Genomic DNA, 16989 nt, shown 5'->3' on the forward strand with positions numbered 1-16989 from the left:
ATTTAACACATTATTTCAGAGAAGTATATATTGAATTCCGGAGGAATTTGGAAATGTTTGCGGTAATTGTGAGGGTACAAAGTGACTGTTTACAATATAATATAAAAGTTGAGTTAGGAGAGTAGTTATGTGGCCGTGATTAATGATGAATTATTTGGAAAGCTTGAATATAAAAACAATTTTTGGAGAGGGAAAACAACGATTAGAATGTTTGATTTGGAGAAAGATATACCTTTAAGTGTTGATGCACATGAAAATGCTGATTTTTCAAATGTGCAAAGAGAAGCATTTATAAAATTTAATCAAGATATGAAAAACATAATACATGAGGCTGAAAAGCAAGTTTACAATTACTATATTGAGAACTATGAAGAGTATAGAGAGATGTTAGGTAATAAATTAGAAGCAAATAAATTAGCACCAAAGGTTGATTCTATTTCAGATTTAAAGAGAATAGTGAAGCCAGTTGAATTAATTGTAAGAAGAGTAAGAAAGAATGGAAAAAGAAGATTAGGTTTACTTTGCGATGTATCCTGGGATATTGACAATGGAATGGGAATAAAAATTGAGGATGAAATAATAGAAGAAATGGGTTATCAAGATATTGTATTGTAACATTCATAATAGTATGAATGTTAACGTTAACTTTGAATGGATGAGTTCCTTCAAGGTTTTTTCTTATAATTAATAGATGAGAGGTGATATAAAAAGGCTATATGATATTCATACTCATGATGGCAGAACTATCAAGGCATTTTGTTTTAATATATGAGGTAGAGTTAATGGAGTTTGGTGACGAAAGTGAGTTTGTTAGTGAACTAGAAAGATAAAGGTATCGACAGAAATAGATGCAAATTTACAATATCATAGAGATACTTTATCTTTTGAAGTGAAAAACGGAATTACGGAAAATATGGTTAAAATAAGAAAATAAGTGGGGAATGTACGCGTGGATTTTATCAATAATCTTAACACAGAGGCTAAGATTGCACTAGGATTGGTAATAGCCGAAAAAATGTTTGATAACATTGGAGTGGAAGAACGTGGATATAATACTGGTAGAGAAGCGCTAAATTCCTGCTGGAAATGGCTTGAAGGTAAAAAAATTGATGCAGATGATTTATGTAACTATATAGACAGTGAAGATTATATCGATGTCGCTGAGTTTGCAAACAGAGAAAAGGATATAAAAAAGCGGTATGTATGGTATTCAGTGTTAGATGCTGTTTCATATACAATTTATCAAGCATATAAAAAGGAAAAAAGAAAATTCGTTCCTCAAGTGGTTGAAGTGATTGATGACGAAACGTTAAGAATATTAGGTGAAAATGCAATTGAATCTGGGTATATTAAGATTGAAAGTTTAAATGATGTAAAAAGATATCTTTTGGAAAACTACTCATTAAACGATACTGTTCAAGCTAATAATTTTATAAAAAAGGATAGTTTACCTTTAATCTTAGAAACAGAGGTGAAATTTAAATGGCGGTAGGTCTATTAGTAGATTGTTTTTATTTCGAATTAGGCCATAGCGATTTTGTACATTCATTTTTTTCAACAATCTCCTATCATTTTGAAAAAGAAGGATGGGGTACAAAATATCCTTTAATGATGAATGAGTTATATCATGACAAACTAAACTGGAATGATGTTTCTGTTGTAAAAGCTAATTTAATTGAAATTGAACAGGAATTATCAAAACTCTCGCCGAAACAAGTTATATGGGATATTGATGATTTATCACAAAAACCTCCGTGGGAAATAAGTTCCAAAGTGACTAATCTTGTGAATTATTTTGCAACAGCTGATGGGAAAACATTCTTTGAAGTGATACGGACAGCGATGGATGTGGCAGAAGAAGATAAATGTGACTTGAAAATTCATAAACTATAACTTTTTTAAACCATGAACGCTATCTCATGGTTTTTTACGATACGGAGTGCGAAATAGACTTAGAACTTGTAAGCCCTACACGATTTTTTTACCAATTCTTCAGAACGTACAATATCTTTAAAACGTATGCCCTATCTACTCTTTATTTTGAAAATTATATTGAAGAAAGGAACTTATTAACAACTCATTTAAGATAAGAAAAAGGAGCATAATCATGTATCCAGTAGATAAAATTAATACAGGAAATTGTTCGGTCGAAGAATTAGAAAATTTATTAGATAAAAATAACCCTATAATTCTATATCATGTTATGACAGCTATTGGTAATTATGGGGTACATAATGATAAGATAATGAAAAAACTATATGAGCTTTCTTTTAAACGGAATACAGAAGATAAATTATTAGGATATTATAAGATTGGTGATTTAGCAATTTTAACTCTACAAAAAATCGGAGAAAACATAGAGGATATATCCACGTATCAAACATTAGATGACTTTGATAGAAAAATGCTTTTACAATTAGCGACGGAAATAGGTTGGTGAAAATATATAATAGTACATATTATCGGAACTTATAAATAAAGTGAGGGATTATATTGAGGTAGTTTTTACTAGAAACGAACGTATAATATTCGCTATTCGTTAAAAAACAGAAGGTGAACAATAATATGAACTTAAAAGATTTAAAAAATAGAAATATTATATATGATTGGAAAACTATTTTTGTAGGTGTCCAAGAAAATTATTTTAGTAAAGACGTAATTTCTGACTATGCAGTAGAGTTAATGGAGTTTGGTGATGAAAGTGAGTTTGTCAGAGAGCTTGCATGGGGAGTATCTAGTGAAGATTTAGATAAAGTTATGTTGGAAATAAAAACTAAATATTTTCCTCAATTGGAAGAAGAAAGCGCAATCTTAGTAGAGGAGAATAGAAAACTCAGATTTGTTTGTTTATCTGAAATAAAAGAAAGATGTAAAGAAGATAATGAATTGTTAAATAAAATTGCAGAGTTTTATGGGAATCATCACTACCCAGAAGATATGGTGAGTTTTGTGAATTATATGCCTCAAGAAGTCCCAACTTCAAAAGAAGATATGGTAAATAGGTTAGAGGAATTTTTAAAATTGGAGAGGGTTAGATTTATTTGATTCAGTAAAAAGGCCATATAGCTGGGGTAGGTTACTGCATAAGTACTATAGATATACTACTGATTTATACTTTAACCAAGAGAATGAAAAAAATTGTGGAAATTTATCATAAATCGTCCCATAGCACTTATTTTTGAAACGGACAGGAAAAGTAGAAGATACGATTACATACTCATGATGGTGTTTTATATGATCAAGGAATATTGGAAAGCAAAATATGCAAACGAAATGATTAAAAGGGGGATTACTGAATGAAGATAGAAATATTCAATGCCATCGATGAAGAGTACGAAATGTGCCCAGAAGCCTTTGGAGGACCTCTAAATATTGAGGAAGTAATCCAAGCGGAAGATGAACTAAAAGTAAAATTGCCAGAGGATTTTAAAGAATTTCTTTTGAGATATGGTTCGGGAGCAGTTGGTGAGGCTATTATTTTGGGACTGAAAGAGGCAGAGTTTGTTGCGACACCGTCATTTGTAGATAAATCTCTACATTTTAGGAAAGCACTCCATAAGGGGTATGAGGATTTTATAGCAATTGGTATAGACGGTGCAGCAAATCCAATAGGCTTTAATTCCCCCAATCCAGAAATTATTACATTTGACATTAATTTTGGTGGGAAGGAAGTTATAGCAGAGAGTTTTGAGGAATACCTAGAAAAAGCAATTCGTGAAGAATTAAATATACATTTTTAATATCCAGGATACTAGTTGTAACAAGAGAAACTCAAAAATTGAAAAATAACTTTAAGCACTTGATGGCATTGTAGGAAACAAGTGCTTTTTTATGAGAATTTAACCCACTGAGGAATAACAAATTATGCTCCATTACCAGGTGGTTTTAGTAAAAAGAGGAGGAGAAGTGATTGTACGAAAAAGTAGATACATTATTATCTGAAAAAAGCGCAGATAATTATTTCTATGACGATGAATTTATGTATGTACAAAGATTGATGAGTGAGTTTACTAATATTGATTGGGAGAATTTAGTTCGGGGATTAACAGATAAAGATGATAAATATAAAATTAGATTAGCCTACTGTATAGATGAAGAGAACGGAGTATATGGATTTAATTTATTATTAGAATTACTTAATGAGAGTGATGAGGTGGCTGAATATGCAATAGATTCTTTACGTTCTTTTGTTGGTGAAGAGTATAAAAAAATAATTGCTTCTAATAAGCAAATAAAGGATAAAGTAGAGGAATTACTAAAAAATGCCAGTCTGCCTATTGAAAGAATTTTAGAAGCATTTCTACAACAAAACAAACTATAAAAATTCGCAAATATTATTAAACTTAAAAATTGTACAAAATCACTAGATTTGCAAAGTTTAGAGTGAATTGGAAGAGTAACTATATGGTGAAATGTCTTGAATCTTAAGATGTTGATAAAAAGGTGGAGTTAACTTTAATAAATACTTTTATTAATGAAGCTATTAATAAATAATCAAACAATCCTAATAACAAAAATGTATCATTATCTAGTAATCCAACTACACTTGTCATATAATGCTAGACTAAAAGGTAGACACAGATTTTCATAATAGCAATATCAACTATTACGAATAGATGTAGAATTTGTAAATACTTCCGGTCCTCATCGGAAACGGGAATTTACAATAATACATAATGAGAATATGTTAGAGAATTGAATGGATGGGCTAGTAAAAAATGAAAAATGATGTTTCTAGATTTACCAGAATGAATAAGGAGGTAAAAATATTGAAAAATGATGTTTCTTTGTGGTTGGGACATTTCAGTAATTTTGATGATGTCGAAAAATACACTGAATTAATTTATGATGAGGATGGAGATAGTATTCCTTCTGTTTTTGAGAGAGAATTTAAATTGGGTTATTATGATAGAGACATAATAGAAAAGGATTGGATACCAAATACTACAGATGATATAAAAGAGCTTCTAGTAGATTTTTCATATGATGAACAGTTAATAAAGCAGTTCATCAATGTCAAGTTAAGCTCTAAATATAATACCATTATTTTAATTTATAATTATAATTATGATAAAGATGGAAGGCCTGTATCTTCAGTAAATAAAAATGCATACAAATTAGATTATATAGGTACAGCAGAGTATATAGACTGAATGGTTATAGTTGAGTAGGTCACTGAAACATAGGGTAACATAAAAAGATGTTCGTATTCTATAATTGATTTTCGAAACGAAAGAAGGATATTAAATGAGTGAGGATTACCCATCGATCCCCCTTACAATTTGGTCTAATGTTTCACATAAACTTTTTTCATTCATCATTATATTTTTTAATCGTGTAATTTACTTAAAAATCAGTAAATGTATCTGCAATGTAATATACATTCTCTCTAGCACGGCTTCCATTGTTCTTCTGTTAATCCTTCTTCTGCATCAACATTTCTTCTTCACCAGCATTTTCATGTTCCCAAATAATACAACAGGGTTATTTTTTTCATTTTTATAGTCAAAACATATTAAATTTCCCGATGGGTCAAAGGCAAAAGGAACTAATTCTGCCGGTAGTGTAACCTTGTAAATCATGGGATGAGCACGCTAATAAATTTATTGATGTAGATGAAGATGATTACGGAGATATCGCTCGGAAACCAATAAAACACTCAGTTGCATGACTCTTTGAAAAATTCAAAGAAACATATAAAAGAATATCGTGAACAAATCGGGAATGTTACAAACGCAAAATAATAACTTAAAAATATAATAATGAAAGTTTTATTTTAACAGTACCCTGTTAAATAGAAAGAAGGGGTAGTTTATGGATGAGCCTTATGATTACTTAGAAGAGCTGGAAGATTTTTTAGGAGGAACATTTCATCAAGACATCAGTTCTCCAGATAAAGCATTAGATGAGTTTATAAACGAAGCTAGCATAGAATGTCTGCTCTCTACAATAGAGAATTGTGAGAAGTTTTTGAATAGTAATTTAACAAAACAGGAGAAAGAAATTATTATTCAAAATAATGCCGAAGTTTATTTTTCAGCTATTGAATTAAACCCTCTACAGTGGCTAAATAATTTAGTAGTGAAAATGAAAGAAGGAGTGAATATAAAATAAAAAATTCAAAGATAACCTTGATTGGCTAATGCCTTTCAAGGTTTTTTTATTGTTTAGGAAAGTAGGGGGACAGTCCCTCACTGTTTTACCGCATTAACGTAGTGAGGGACAGTCCCCACTAAATCACTTTCTTCATTTCCTTACATGATTTGTACAAGCATTACATATACTAAAAAAAGTCAAATAATAGTGATGTAAAACCTGTCTACATTGGAAATAGGAGGTATTGGATGAAGCAAAAAATTTCTGCATTGTTCATCGTATTAGCATTCGCTTTTGGAGCAGGTAGCATGTATGTTGGATTGGAGTTATCTGAGCGCGGCAAAACAGAAGAGGTGGCTGCCTTACCTGTTACCGCAAATGTTCTCAATACTGAAGATGAGGCCTCAGAAATCGAAGGCTTTGATAAGTTTAAACAGGCACTTGAGTTAATTTCAACTCGTTATGTTGAAGAAGTTGACGAGGAAAAGCTTCTTGAAGGGGCAATTCAAGGAATGCTATCCACGTTAGATGATCCGTATTCAGTTTATATGGATAAAGACACAGCAAAGCAATTTTCACAATCACTTGATTCATCGTTTGAAGGAATTGGTGCTGAGGTTGGGATGAAGAGTGGCAAAGTTACGATCATCTCACCATTTAAAGGTTCACCTGCCGAGAAAGCAGGGCTACAACCAAACGACCAAATTACGAAAATTGATGGGGAAGATGTTGAAGGACTTGACTTGCATGAAACAGTTCTAAAAATCCGTGGTAAAAAGGGAACAAAGGTTGCGATTGAAGTTGTCAGACCGAATTCACGTGAAAAACTGACGTTCGATGTCACTCGTGATGAAATCCCAGTCGAAACAGTATTTGGCTCAATGAAGGAGCACAAAGGGAAAAAGGTAGGCTACATCCAAATTACATCGTTTTCAGAGGACACAGCAAAAGATTTTGAAACGACATTAAAGGATTTAGAAAAGAAAAAGATTGAAGGGCTTGTTCTAGATGTACGCGGAAATCCAGGTGGATACCTACAAAGTGTTGAAGAAATTTTAAAACAATTCGTGACCAAGGACCATCCGTATATCCAAATTGAAGAACGTAACGGTGATAAGAAGCGATATTTCTCTACCCTCACGAAACCGAAGGAATACCCAGTGACGGTGCTTATTGATAAGGGCAGTGCCTCTGCATCAGAAATATTGGCAGGTGCATTAAATGAAGCATCTGGTTACAAACTTGTCGGTGAAACAACATTCGGCAAAGGTACAGTGCAGCAAGCAGTTCCAATGGGAGATGGCAGTAATATAAAATTAACGCTATATAAATGGCTAACTCCTGATGGTAACTGGATTCATAAAAAAGGTGTTGCGCCAACGATTAAAGTTGAACAGCCTGGTATCTATCAATTAAGTCCATTACAGCTAGAAAAACCACTTGTCGTTGACATGAATAATGAACAAGTGAAAGCTGTCCAAACAGCGTTAGAAGGTTTAGGCTTTAAGGTAGATCGAAAAGATGGTTATTTCAGTAAAGATACAGAAAAAGCGGTTAAGTCATTCCAAGAGAAACATGACTTGCCTATTAGTGGGAAGGTAGACTTGCAAACTGCAGATACGATGAATGAAAAGCTACTGGAATTAAAGGACCATGATGAATACGATGTACAATTAAAAAGAGCGATAAAAGCGCTGTTTGAATAGAAGCCGAGGGTGACTTAACATCAACTGTTAGTCCCTGCAAAATCGAAGTTTAGATAGACACTCAGGACTGCATTCTATCTATCTGTGTTTGTTGGAGGGGGCCGACCGTAGGAGTCGCCCTCTTTCAATGTTGATTAAACATACTGAATAAGAGATTTGGCACGGTAAAACGATATGTCTTTATCCGCTCGTTTTCCTAGAAAAGATTCTCTTCTACCCATACATAGGTCAGAACCCCCAATTTTTTATGAAAACGTCGTAAATTACGAAATTTAATCGAAAATTATAAGTAAACAAAATCGTTTTGCTAATACGTATGAATACGATAACGCTAAGAAAGCCGGGGGATTCATCATGAAAAAGTCTAGCTATCATCGAGAAAAGGTTTTTGAACATTTACTAAAGGAAATCAGTGAAAGAAACGCATACGGAGAAGGCGTTGCCCACACGAGTAAATGGATTCAACTGTTTTGCAGGTATTTAGCGAATTATACAACGGTAAAAGAAGTAACTGATATTGATTCAGAAGTAGTGCGTCTCTATTTTTCCTATCTCGTGCAAAATCATAAACGATTGCAGCTTAGCTTAACGGATATAAAACGTTCATTGCAGATGATTCACGATGTTTTACAAATCGAAATTGACCAAGACTTTTCCTTGTCGAATACGAGACTTTGGAACAACTTAAAATAAGCATACTCATTTAGATGTATAGGTGGTAAAATATGAGTAACCAATAGAGTAGAAACAGTAAGGTGGGATTCTGTTTTGGTAGAACAATGGTTACTAGAGTTGCTTTTTGCAATTGGTCGTTTCTTTCTGCACCCGCTCTTTTATTTATTCTTTCTTCTAACACTTGCACACGGGTATTTTCGGATTAAACGTGAACGGAAATCATTTCATATACGTGTACATGATATGTATGAAGAAATAAAGTTTACGTATACGAAAGGGATTATAATTGGTCTTATCGTTTCAGTTATCTTGTTCGGGCTAGGTGTTAGCCTGCCGTTTGGAACATTGGTGTTGCTTGCAATTGTGACAGCAGTATTAGCATTTACATTTAAACTGCGGTTCCTGTCTGCTTCATTTACAATTGGCATCACATTGTTTTTAACCGCACTGTTATCAAGTGGACAAGTTGTAAATGTTGATCAATTTTTCATTGGACTATCGGATACACCATTCTCTTCTTTAAGTATACTGGCAGGGCTTTTAATCATCGCTGAAGGTGTATTAATTTATCGGACTGCACATAAAAATACATCACCATTTGTTAAGACAAGTACAAGAGGGTTGCCAATTGGAACACATGAAGCAAATCGCACGTGGATGCTGCCATTGTTATTTTTAGTTCCTGGTGGCTCATTAACATCCACGTTGCCATGGTGGCCCGTGTTAACAATTAATGGCGAATCATTTTTACTGCTCTTTGTACCATTTTTCATTGGCTTTAATCAGCAAGTGCAAGGCTCATTACCGCTTGAAAGTATAAAAATTACAGGGACAAGAGTCATTTGGCTAGGTGTATTAACGTTAGGATTATCGATTGCTAGTGTTTGGTACCCTGTTGTTGCATTAGTTGTCCTATTTATTGCGTTAGTAGGTCGTGAATTTTTAACGATAAAACAAAGGCTTAATGACGACTCAGCAGCTTTTTACTTTTCAAAGCGTGACCGCGGCTTAATGGTACTAGGGATTTTACCAAATTCACCAGCTGAAAAAATGGCGTTGCAAGTCGGTGAACTTATTATTAAAGTAAATGGTCTCAATGTCCGTACAATTGAAGAATTTTATCAAGCGTTACAGAAGAATAGTGCTTACTGTAAGCTGGAAGTTATCGATATAAATGGTGAAATCCGTTTCACTCAACGTGCATTGTATGACGGAGAGCATCATGAGCTCGGCATCCTATTTGTAGAGGATGATAAGAAGTGGGAGAATGAAGCTGTGTAACGAACGAGGGTGACTCAATCAAAGGCTAAGATTCCTTCAACAAAATATATAGTGAGTAATCTATATATCGGTGTTTGTTGAGAGAATCGGACCTTATTGAGTCAGCCTCGTTTTGCATTTCCGTGCATGATGTTTCACCTATTGCATGAAATATAGTGATATGGTCTAATTAATTTATCAACATTTTGCCTAAATTAGATAAAATAATAGTAACATCAACATAAGGAGTTAACATGATGACAAATCATTCAATAATAGAAAAACGTTTATTAGAGGCTTTACCAGCAGAATTAGTGAAGTTTTCTGAACCAATTAAGCAGTACACGTATACAAAATTAGGTGGAGAGGCTGACATTTTTGTAACACCGAAAGATGCAAATCAGCTACAAACTGTTTTACAGTTGGCTAAACAATACGAAACACCAGTCACACTAATTGGAAATGGCTCAAACCTTATTGTAAAAGACGAAGGTATTCAAGGCATCACCATTAACTTGAACAAAATGGATTCCATTAAAACAGATGGTCAAACAATCTACGCCCAAGCTGGAGCAAAAATTATTGATGTTTCAAGACATGCGTTAGAAAGCAGACTCTCTGGACTTGAGTTTGCCTGTGGAATACCCGGAACAGTCGGCGGAGCCCTCTATATGAATGCCGGTGCCTACGGCGGTCAAATCTCTGACGTCTTAAAAAGTGCAACGGTTATGACAGAAGAAGGGGAGCTGCTCAACCTTAAGAGTGAAGACCTTGAATTAAGCTATAGAAAAAGTATCATTTCAGAAAAGAAATACATTGTCCTAGAAGCGGAATTTATCTTACAACCAGCTGAATATGAAGCGATTAAAGAAGTGATGGACAAAAATACCTTTTTACGAGAAAGCAAACAACCGTTAGAATACCCTTCATGCGGCAGTGTATTCAAACGTCCACAAGGCCACTACACAGGGAAACTCGTCCAAGACTGCGGCTTACAAGGCTACAGAATCGGCGGAGCAGAAGTCTCAACAAAACACGCCGGCTTCATCGTCAACGTCGACAACGCCACAGCAAAGGATTACATCGACTTAATTCACCATGTTCAAAAGACAGTAAAAGAACGTTATTCTGTTGATTTAGAACGTGAGGTTGTCATTATTGGTCGGGATAGTAAGGAGAAATAGTTCAAAGAGCGAAAGAGGAGAGCGCGGTGTCTCCTTTTTTGTTTTTATATAAATGAACAGGGTTAAAATTGGTCATTTATATAATGATAAAGGCGATGAAACCAATTCCTTTCTATTCAATGGTCAAAAAGATACTGCAATTTCCCCATAGCTGACTTTATCTGCACCGACGGTCAAAGAGGAACCCCATAGACAAAGTTTGTCCGATTTTACAGTAAAAAAAGCCGCTTCTAAATGGCCGACAGAGTTCTATTTCTAAATTAACGGTCAAATAGGCTTCCGCTATATAACCTTAGACAAAGATTTTCCGCTTTTACGGTAAATAAAACCCCAGCTAAATGCCCGACAGAGTTCTATTTCTAAATTAACGGTCAAATAGGCCTCCGTTATATAACCTTAGACAGAGTTTGTCCGCTCTTACGGTAAATAAAGCCCAGCTAAATGCCCGTCAAAGTTCTATTTCTAAATTAACGGTCAAATAGGCCTCTGTTATATAACCTTAGACAAAGTTTGTCTGCTCTTACGGTAAATAAAGCCCCTGCTAATTTCCCTGCGACAATATTAGTTCACTTTAACTGGATATTAAAGACCTTCATAAAATCAACGAAGACTACGGATTTAGCTATCTATTCTTCAGTATTTTCCTCCATTAGTATCCATAACCCAAATCTAACCAACCCCCTCAAACCAATCATCACCCCTACAAAAAAACAACCCTCTTCACTTAAAGAGAGTTGTCAAACCGACTAATATAGCAATTTCGGCAATGTCAGTTCATGAAAATGAGTAAATAAGAAATTGCCTTCCATATGTGAATGGTATAGCTTTAATGCGTCCATAGCATCGTTGTTTACTTGCTTGAGAGTACTAATTTCAAACAGGATATCTGCTTTTAACAAGCTTTCATCGACTTCGCCTAATATTTGGAGAGCCTGTTCAAAATAAGAGAGGGCGATGTTGTTGTCTTGTTTATATTGGATTTCGTATTTAGCCATTATATAGTAATTTTTTGCGAGTAAGTTTGCATCTTGGACTGTTTGAGCTAAATCAGCAGATTTGTCGATTAGGGATTTGATGATTTCTTGGTCAACGTTGTTTTTCAAGCAGACGTAAACACCTAGTTGGAGAAGCGCTAATGTTTGTTCTTGGTGGTCGTTACTAATCGATTCAATATCGGCGAAGAATTCATCTTTCCACTGTTTCATTAGTATTGATGATGGTTTGTCTGCTAAGTCTGAGTATGCTGTTAATGCCCAGCCTCTTAAAATGCCTTCTTTGTCATTCGTTTGTTGGAGCTTTTCTCTTAATTGAAATAGTTTTTCCTTCATTTCTTCGATTTCATTGTCTTCCGTGTATGAAATAAGTAGTTTCACATATTCAGTTTGCAGCGGAGAAATGAGGTAATGGTTCACTTTGTTTAAACTTCGAATGGCTTGTCCACTTAAACCGATGTATAAGTACAAAATGGCGCGGTTAAAGTAGATGTTGTCTCGTTCTTCTTTCGTAATTGTCGGACTATCTTTTGATAGTTTTAATGCTTCGTCTAGGAAGCTGATGCTTTTTGCACTTTTCTTTTGGTGAAAATAAATGGTTGCTAATAGATTGTAAGCTTTAATTTTTAAACGCAAATTGTAGTTGTTTTCTTCTGTATTGCTGATTACCTTTGTTGTAAAAGTTTCAGCAAGGATGTATTGCTTTGTTTCGTAATAATAGATAGCGCTTAAGAAATCATAGTCAATTTCCCTCGTTTGGATTTGGTACGTATAAATCTTATCTTGGAAAATCTCTAATTGCTGTTTCACAAATTTCCAATTTTTGAAGGTAATGTAGTCTAGTATTTTAAGCTTTAATGTATCTAGTTCTTTGATTTTTTCTTCTATATTAGGGTCTGCAAAGAAATTTGGAGGGATGTCTAGTTTTTCGCAGAACTTTTCGAGCTCTTTGCTAGTGACAGAGACATGGCCATTTTCAATGTTACTCATTTTTCCAAGTGAGCAAATTCCTTTAGCGAGTTCACCTAATGTTAATCCTTTGCTCTTTCTTGCTTCACGAATTTTTATTCCTAATTCATTATGGCGTGGTATTTGTTTTTTCATATGGTCTCCTATCAAAAATGTGTTTCTTAACTATATTTTACTGAAATTCTTCTCAAATTACTAGATATAGTTCTAATTAACTATAAAAATGAAGTTTTTAAGATTTTTATTTAAAAATTCCATTGAAATTTTCATAATACTTGATATAATTTAATACATATTTACTATTTATCATAATTGGATTAGGTGATTAGTATGACGAAAAGAAGAAATTGGTCGAATGATGATATTGAGTTTTTAAAAGACAATGTCGGTAAATTAAAGATATCAACATTATCTGAACGATTAGGTAGGACTGAAGAATCAATCAAAAACAAATTAAAACGATTAGGCATCTCGAATACAAAAGCACAAACAGGCTTTTTAACTACATATGAATTAGCGAAATTAGTTCAAAAAGATGCGACAACTGTTCGGGCATGGATTACGAAGCATGGATTAAATAGTACGAAAAAAGTAACCCGCTGTAGTAGAAGATTTTACTTTATTGAGCCTGAAGATTTTTGGAAATGGGCAGAGGACCATAAAGAAAAAATCGATTTTTCTAAAATTGAACCACATACCATTATTCCAGAACCGAACTGGGTTGAACATGAAAGAAAGTGTGAAAATCCTACTACATATAAAGTATGGAGCATTCGTGAAGAACGGCAATTACGACTACTTATGATGGAAGGATATTCAATCTATGAAGTTGCAAATAAGCTTGAGCGTTCAGTGATTAGTGTTAAGCGCAAGTATAGTAGATTAGAAGCAGTCAGATAAGTAGCACGTATCGTAGAAGGGGTATACAACATGCAATTTATTGAAATAACAGACTATGACCATGAAACAATGCAGCTTGCTAGACCTGTATATGACCGGATGAGACGGGTTTTATTGGCGTCAGGGAGAACGATTCATCCTAAATTAATTGAACGGATTAAAGAGTTAGGGATTTCAACATTAATGGTTGAGGATGCTGACACACAAGGGATTACGATGGATGAAATGCTTGATATGCCGACGTGGCTAGATGCAATTGAGGTTGTCCAAAAGGTGTACGAAAACGTACGAATGAAGCAACCAATTCCGTTAATTGACTTACAGCAAACAGCGTCGAAAATGATTCATGAGGTCACACAGCGAAAAACAATTTTTCTTATTCCTTCTTCATTTGTAGCTGACGAGTTAAAGGAATATGCACATGTCGTAAATGTCGCCTTACTTTCAATCCAAACAGGGAAGACACTTCAATACGCGCCGTCTAAGTTGAAGGAGCTTGCCATTGGTGCACTTTTGCACGATATCGGTAAAGCATTAACTAATGTCACGGCTGAACATCCGCAAAAAGGCTTTGAATTTATTAAATCAATTCGTGAAGTTAGTTTATTGTCTGCCCATATTGCGTATCAGCATCATGAATTATTAAATGGACAAGGGTACCCACGACAAATAGCTGGAAAAGAAATTCTTGAATACCCACAAATTTGTGCAGTTGCAAATGTATATGAACGGTTACTATCACAGGAGAAAGTATTGCCGCATGAAGCATTAGAAATGTTGATGACGAAATATGAGACGGAATATTCCGGTAATGTGATTTCAGCCTTTCTAACAAGTGTCCCTTCTTATATACCTGGGACAAAGGTGAGGTTGAGTAATGGTAAAGATGCTGTCGTAACAGGGATAAAATCTGATTTGCATCGCCCGCTTATCAAATATTTGGACAATCAACAAGAGATTCATTTAGCCGATCATCCTTCGATTATGATAAGTGGATTAATTGAATCGAACGTTAAAGAGAAAGTTAGTTAATATAGGTAGGCTCTTTTCTAAAAGATTATTGCTTTTTTGTATTGACTTATATCAAGGTTGGTTGGAGCGGAAGCGTGAGACTCCTGCGGGATGCGTGGGAGAGGTGAGACTCCACAGGCGTTTACGCACGACAACTAAGTAAAAAGCAACAATGTTTACGAAAACAGCCTATAGTTAAAAACGACTCATTATCAGGAGATGGTGAGTTTTTTTGTCCCTTATTACAGGGCTATTGCTTACAAAATCTTTTCAAACAACAAAATTGACATGAAAGCGCTATGTCAACTATAATTTAGCGGTCAAAGAAAAAACAATAATTTACAGGATAGCTTGTTTTTGGATGATAGGCAGAAAGGGGCTGCTTTAAACAAAATCTATTTAGCCGTTAGATTTTGGGAGAAATAGTATTGTTCTGTGTCAACATGAAAATTTGCTTTGAGAGGAGATTACATAATGGATGTAAGTGTTAGTGCAAGCGCAGCTGAGAGTCAAAGCACTGGAAAGACGTATAAAGTCGTACCAATTCTAGTTGCTTTTCTTATTAGTGGTTTTATCGGTCTCTTTAGTGAGACAGCTCTAAATATTGCGATAACTGAATTGATTCAAGTATTTCAGACGAATGCCGCGACAATTCAATGGTTAACAACTGGATATCTGTTAACACTAGGGATTTTAGTACCTGTTTCAGGGTTGCTGTTACAGTGGTTTACGACGAGACAATTATTTATCACGTCTTTATGCTTATCAATCATTGGAACGCTTATTGCAGCGTTAGCACCAAGCTTTGAAATCTTAATGATTGCCCGTGTATTTCAGGCGATGGGGACAGCGTTACTTTTACCATTAATGTTTAATACGATTTTAGTCATTATTCCGCCTGAAAAACGTGGTGGTGCAATGGGGATGATCGGATTAGTCATTATGTTTGCCCCAGCAGTTGGACCGACGTTTTCAGGGTTCGTGCTTGAGAATTTAACGTGGAATTGGATTTTTTGGTTGTCATTACCGTTCTTAGTAATCGGTTTACTTGCCGGGATTTTCTTTTTAGAAAATGTTTCTGAAGTAACAAAGCCAAAAATTGATATTTTATCTATTATCCTATCAACTATTGGTTTTGGTGGCATAGTATTTGGATTTAGTAGTGCAGGTGAAGGTTCTGGTGGTTGGTCAAATCCGGAAGTAATCGCGTTTATCGCTGCTGGTGCGATTTCACTGCTATTATTCTCAATTCGTCAGTTTAAAATGGAACATCCAATGATAAATTTACGGGCGTTCCGCTACCCGATGTTTACAATCGGTCTTATCTTAGTCTTCATCTGTATGATGGTCATTTTATCATCCATGCTGCTTTTACCAATGTATTTACAACGTGGTTTAGTTGTTTCAGCGGTAATTGCAGGCTTAGTCTTGCTCCCGGGTGGAATTTTGAACGGATTGCTCTCACCTGTTATGGGACGTCTTTTTGATAAATATGGCCCTAAATGGTTAGTCATCCCAGGCTTAGTAATTGTTTCTGTTGTGTTATGGTTCTTCTCTACTATCACGACTGAAACATCGATCGCCCTAATCGTGACGTTGCATATCGCACTTATGATTGGTGTGTCGATGGTCATGATGCCGGCACAAACAAATGGTTTAAATCAGCTGCCACCACAGTATTATCCTGATGGCACTGCAATTATGAATACATTACAGCAAGTGTCTGGAGCGATCGGTACAGCGGTTGCGGTTAGTATTTTATCAGCTGGAGAGAATCGTTACTTACAGTCTGTTAGCAATCCAGATGATCCGTCACACGGTCCAGTTGCGTTTACAGCAGGTGTTCAGGATGGATTCATTTTTGCTTTAATAGCTGCGGTGATTGCGTTAATTGTTGCATTCTTTATTAAGCGGGTTAAGGTGTCTAGCTAAGGAATGAGATGCTTAGCAAATCAAAAAAAACGGAGAACACGTTGAATAGTGTTTTCCGTTTTTTTTGTTTTTGTTTAGGAAATGATAAAATCTTGAAATGTGAATAAGCGCTGCGGCATCCAGCTTTAGCGCCTAGCCCAAAAGAATCGAAGACAAAAACGTCTTCGATTCTTTTGTGCGCTTGGCAGCGTATCGGACTAACGGGTGAAAGTCCCGAACACACCGTAGTGGCGGAAGTGTATAGCTGACAGGTAGTGCATTGTC

At 35.0% G+C, this 16989-nt stretch carries 17 protein-coding genes and 1 pseudogene; 16 read left to right on the forward strand and 2 right to left on the reverse strand.

Features of this window, described 5'->3' with window-relative positions:
* Window positions 1-129 precede the first annotated feature (129 nt).
* The 8 genes from J2S19_RS22915 to J2S19_RS22950 all read left to right on the forward strand — a co-directional run bounded on the left by J2S19_RS22915 (window position 130) and on the right by J2S19_RS22950 (window position 5153).
* A complete protein-coding gene (locus tag J2S19_RS22915; RefSeq protein WP_307347019.1) occupies window positions 130-615 on the forward strand; it encodes a DUF6985 domain-containing protein in 486 nt (161 codons plus the stop codon).
* 334 nt (window positions 616-949) lie between these two features.
* Complete coding sequence (locus J2S19_RS22920; protein WP_307347022.1) at window positions 950-1492, forward strand: Imm6 family immunity protein; 543 nt, start codon at window positions 950-952, stop codon at window positions 1490-1492.
* Window positions 1483-1893 carry an immunity 70 family protein gene (locus J2S19_RS22925; RefSeq protein WP_307347024.1) on the forward strand — a complete coding sequence of 137 codons (411 nt, stop codon included), beginning with the start codon at window positions 1483-1485 and terminating at the stop codon, window positions 1891-1893. Before J2S19_RS22920 ends, J2S19_RS22925 begins: the two co-directional genes overlap by 10 nt.
* Window positions 1894-2107: 214 nt before the next feature.
* A complete protein-coding gene (locus J2S19_RS22930; protein ID WP_307347026.1) occupies window positions 2108-2440 on the forward strand; it encodes a hypothetical protein in 333 nt (110 codons plus the stop codon).
* Window positions 2441-2565: 125 nt separating this feature from the next.
* On the forward strand, window positions 2566-3045 hold the full coding sequence (locus J2S19_RS22935; protein WP_307347029.1) for a DUF2247 family protein: 480 nt from the start codon (window positions 2566-2568) through the stop codon (window positions 3043-3045).
* A 251-nt stretch (window positions 3046-3296) separates the two neighbouring features.
* Complete coding sequence (locus J2S19_RS22940; protein ID WP_307347032.1) at window positions 3297-3740, forward strand: SMI1/KNR4 family protein; 444 nt, start codon at window positions 3297-3299, stop codon at window positions 3738-3740.
* Between the two features lie 170 nt (window positions 3741-3910).
* Window positions 3911-4321: a hypothetical protein gene (locus tag J2S19_RS22945; protein ID WP_307347035.1), complete on the forward strand. Its 411-nt coding sequence runs from the start codon at window positions 3911-3913 to the stop codon at window positions 4319-4321.
* A gap of 448 nt (window positions 4322-4769) precedes the next feature.
* Complete coding sequence (locus J2S19_RS22950) at window positions 4770-5153, forward strand: immunity 22 family protein (protein ID WP_307347038.1); 384 nt, start codon at window positions 4770-4772, stop codon at window positions 5151-5153.
* A gap of 176 nt (window positions 5154-5329) precedes the next feature.
* Here J2S19_RS22950 and J2S19_RS22955 read toward each other — a convergent pair.
* Window positions 5330-5576 (reverse strand): annotated as a pseudogene (locus J2S19_RS22955) (SMI1/KNR4 family protein); the annotation flags it as partial.
* A 238-nt stretch (window positions 5577-5814) separates the two neighbouring features.
* On the opposite strand from J2S19_RS22955, the gene J2S19_RS22960 reads away from it, so the two are divergent.
* The 5 genes from J2S19_RS22960 (at window position 5815) to murB (ending at window position 10921) form a co-directional block, all read left to right on the forward strand.
* The gene (locus J2S19_RS22960; protein ID WP_307347041.1) at window positions 5815-6114 is read left to right on the forward strand and encodes a contact-dependent growth inhibition system immunity protein; all 300 of its coding nucleotides are present in this window, start codon (window positions 5815-5817) and stop codon (window positions 6112-6114) included.
* A 230-nt stretch (window positions 6115-6344) separates the two neighbouring features.
* A complete protein-coding gene (locus tag J2S19_RS22965; RefSeq protein ID WP_307347044.1) occupies window positions 6345-7802 on the forward strand; it encodes a S41 family peptidase in 1458 nt (485 codons plus the stop codon).
* Between the two features lie 354 nt (window positions 7803-8156).
* The gene (locus J2S19_RS22970) at window positions 8157-8495 is read left to right on the forward strand and encodes a swarming motility protein SwrAA (RefSeq protein ID WP_307347046.1); all 339 of its coding nucleotides are present in this window, start codon (window positions 8157-8159) and stop codon (window positions 8493-8495) included.
* A gap of 75 nt (window positions 8496-8570) precedes the next feature.
* Window positions 8571-9758 carry a PDZ domain-containing protein gene (locus J2S19_RS22975; protein WP_307347049.1) on the forward strand — a complete coding sequence of 396 codons (1188 nt, stop codon included), beginning with the start codon at window positions 8571-8573 and terminating at the stop codon, window positions 9756-9758.
* Between the two features lie 236 nt (window positions 9759-9994).
* The gene (murB, locus tag J2S19_RS22980; RefSeq protein ID WP_307347052.1) at window positions 9995-10921 is read left to right on the forward strand and encodes a UDP-N-acetylmuramate dehydrogenase; all 927 of its coding nucleotides are present in this window, start codon (window positions 9995-9997) and stop codon (window positions 10919-10921) included.
* Between the two features lie 746 nt (window positions 10922-11667).
* Here murB and J2S19_RS22985 read toward each other — a convergent pair.
* Window positions 11668-13017: a helix-turn-helix domain-containing protein gene (locus J2S19_RS22985; protein WP_307347055.1), complete on the reverse strand. Its 1350-nt coding sequence runs from the start codon at window positions 13015-13017 to the stop codon at window positions 11668-11670.
* Between the two features lie 195 nt (window positions 13018-13212).
* Here J2S19_RS22985 and J2S19_RS22990 point away from each other — a divergent pair, with 195 nt between their 5' ends.
* The 3 genes from J2S19_RS22990 (at window position 13213) to J2S19_RS23000 (ending at window position 16725) form a co-directional block, all read left to right on the forward strand.
* Window positions 13213-13782 carry a DNA-binding protein gene (locus tag J2S19_RS22990; protein ID WP_307347056.1) on the forward strand — a complete coding sequence of 190 codons (570 nt, stop codon included), beginning with the start codon at window positions 13213-13215 and terminating at the stop codon, window positions 13780-13782.
* Between the two features lie 30 nt (window positions 13783-13812).
* On the forward strand, window positions 13813-14814 hold the full coding sequence (locus J2S19_RS22995; RefSeq protein WP_307347059.1) for an HD-GYP domain-containing protein: 1002 nt from the start codon (window positions 13813-13815) through the stop codon (window positions 14812-14814).
* Between the two features lie 453 nt (window positions 14815-15267).
* A complete protein-coding gene (locus tag J2S19_RS23000) occupies window positions 15268-16725 on the forward strand; it encodes a DHA2 family efflux MFS transporter permease subunit (RefSeq protein WP_307347062.1) in 1458 nt (485 codons plus the stop codon).
* Window positions 16726-16989: the final 264 nt, after the last annotated feature.

The organism is Metabacillus malikii (assembly GCF_030813355.1).
In the GTDB taxonomy this organism is placed as follows: Bacteria; Bacillota; Bacilli; order Bacillales; family Bacillaceae; genus Metabacillus; species Metabacillus malikii.

Excerpts from the sequence above, each read along its gene's own strand:
- J2S19_RS22925 (WP_307347024.1), top strand. The coding sequence starts at position 1,483 with ATGGCGGTAGGTCTATTAGTAGATTGTTTTTATTTCGAATTAGGCCAT.
- J2S19_RS22930 (WP_307347026.1), top strand. The coding sequence starts at position 2,108 with ATGTATCCAGTAGATAAAATTAATACAGGAAATTGTTCGGTCGAAGAA.
- J2S19_RS22935 (WP_307347029.1), top strand. The coding sequence starts at position 2,566 with ATGAACTTAAAAGATTTAAAAAATAGAAATATTATATATGATTGGAAA.
- J2S19_RS22940 (WP_307347032.1), top strand. The coding sequence starts at position 3,297 with ATGAAGATAGAAATATTCAATGCCATCGATGAAGAGTACGAAATGTGC.
- J2S19_RS22960 (WP_307347041.1), top strand. The coding sequence starts at position 5,815 with ATGGATGAGCCTTATGATTACTTAGAAGAGCTGGAAGATTTTTTAGGA.
- J2S19_RS22965 (WP_307347044.1), top strand. The coding sequence starts at position 6,345 with ATGAAGCAAAAAATTTCTGCATTGTTCATCGTATTAGCATTCGCTTTT.
- J2S19_RS22970 (WP_307347046.1), top strand. The coding sequence starts at position 8,157 with ATGAAAAAGTCTAGCTATCATCGAGAAAAGGTTTTTGAACATTTACTA.
- murB (WP_307347052.1), top strand. The coding sequence starts at position 9,995 with ATGACAAATCATTCAATAATAGAAAAACGTTTATTAGAGGCTTTACCA.
- J2S19_RS22985 (WP_307347055.1), bottom strand. The coding sequence starts at position 13,017 with ATGAAAAAACAAATACCACGCCATAATGAATTAGGAATAAAAATTCGT.
- J2S19_RS22990 (WP_307347056.1), top strand. The coding sequence starts at position 13,213 with ATGACGAAAAGAAGAAATTGGTCGAATGATGATATTGAGTTTTTAAAA.
- J2S19_RS22995 (WP_307347059.1), top strand. The coding sequence starts at position 13,813 with ATGCAATTTATTGAAATAACAGACTATGACCATGAAACAATGCAGCTT.
- J2S19_RS23000 (WP_307347062.1), top strand. The coding sequence starts at position 15,268 with ATGGATGTAAGTGTTAGTGCAAGCGCAGCTGAGAGTCAAAGCACTGGA.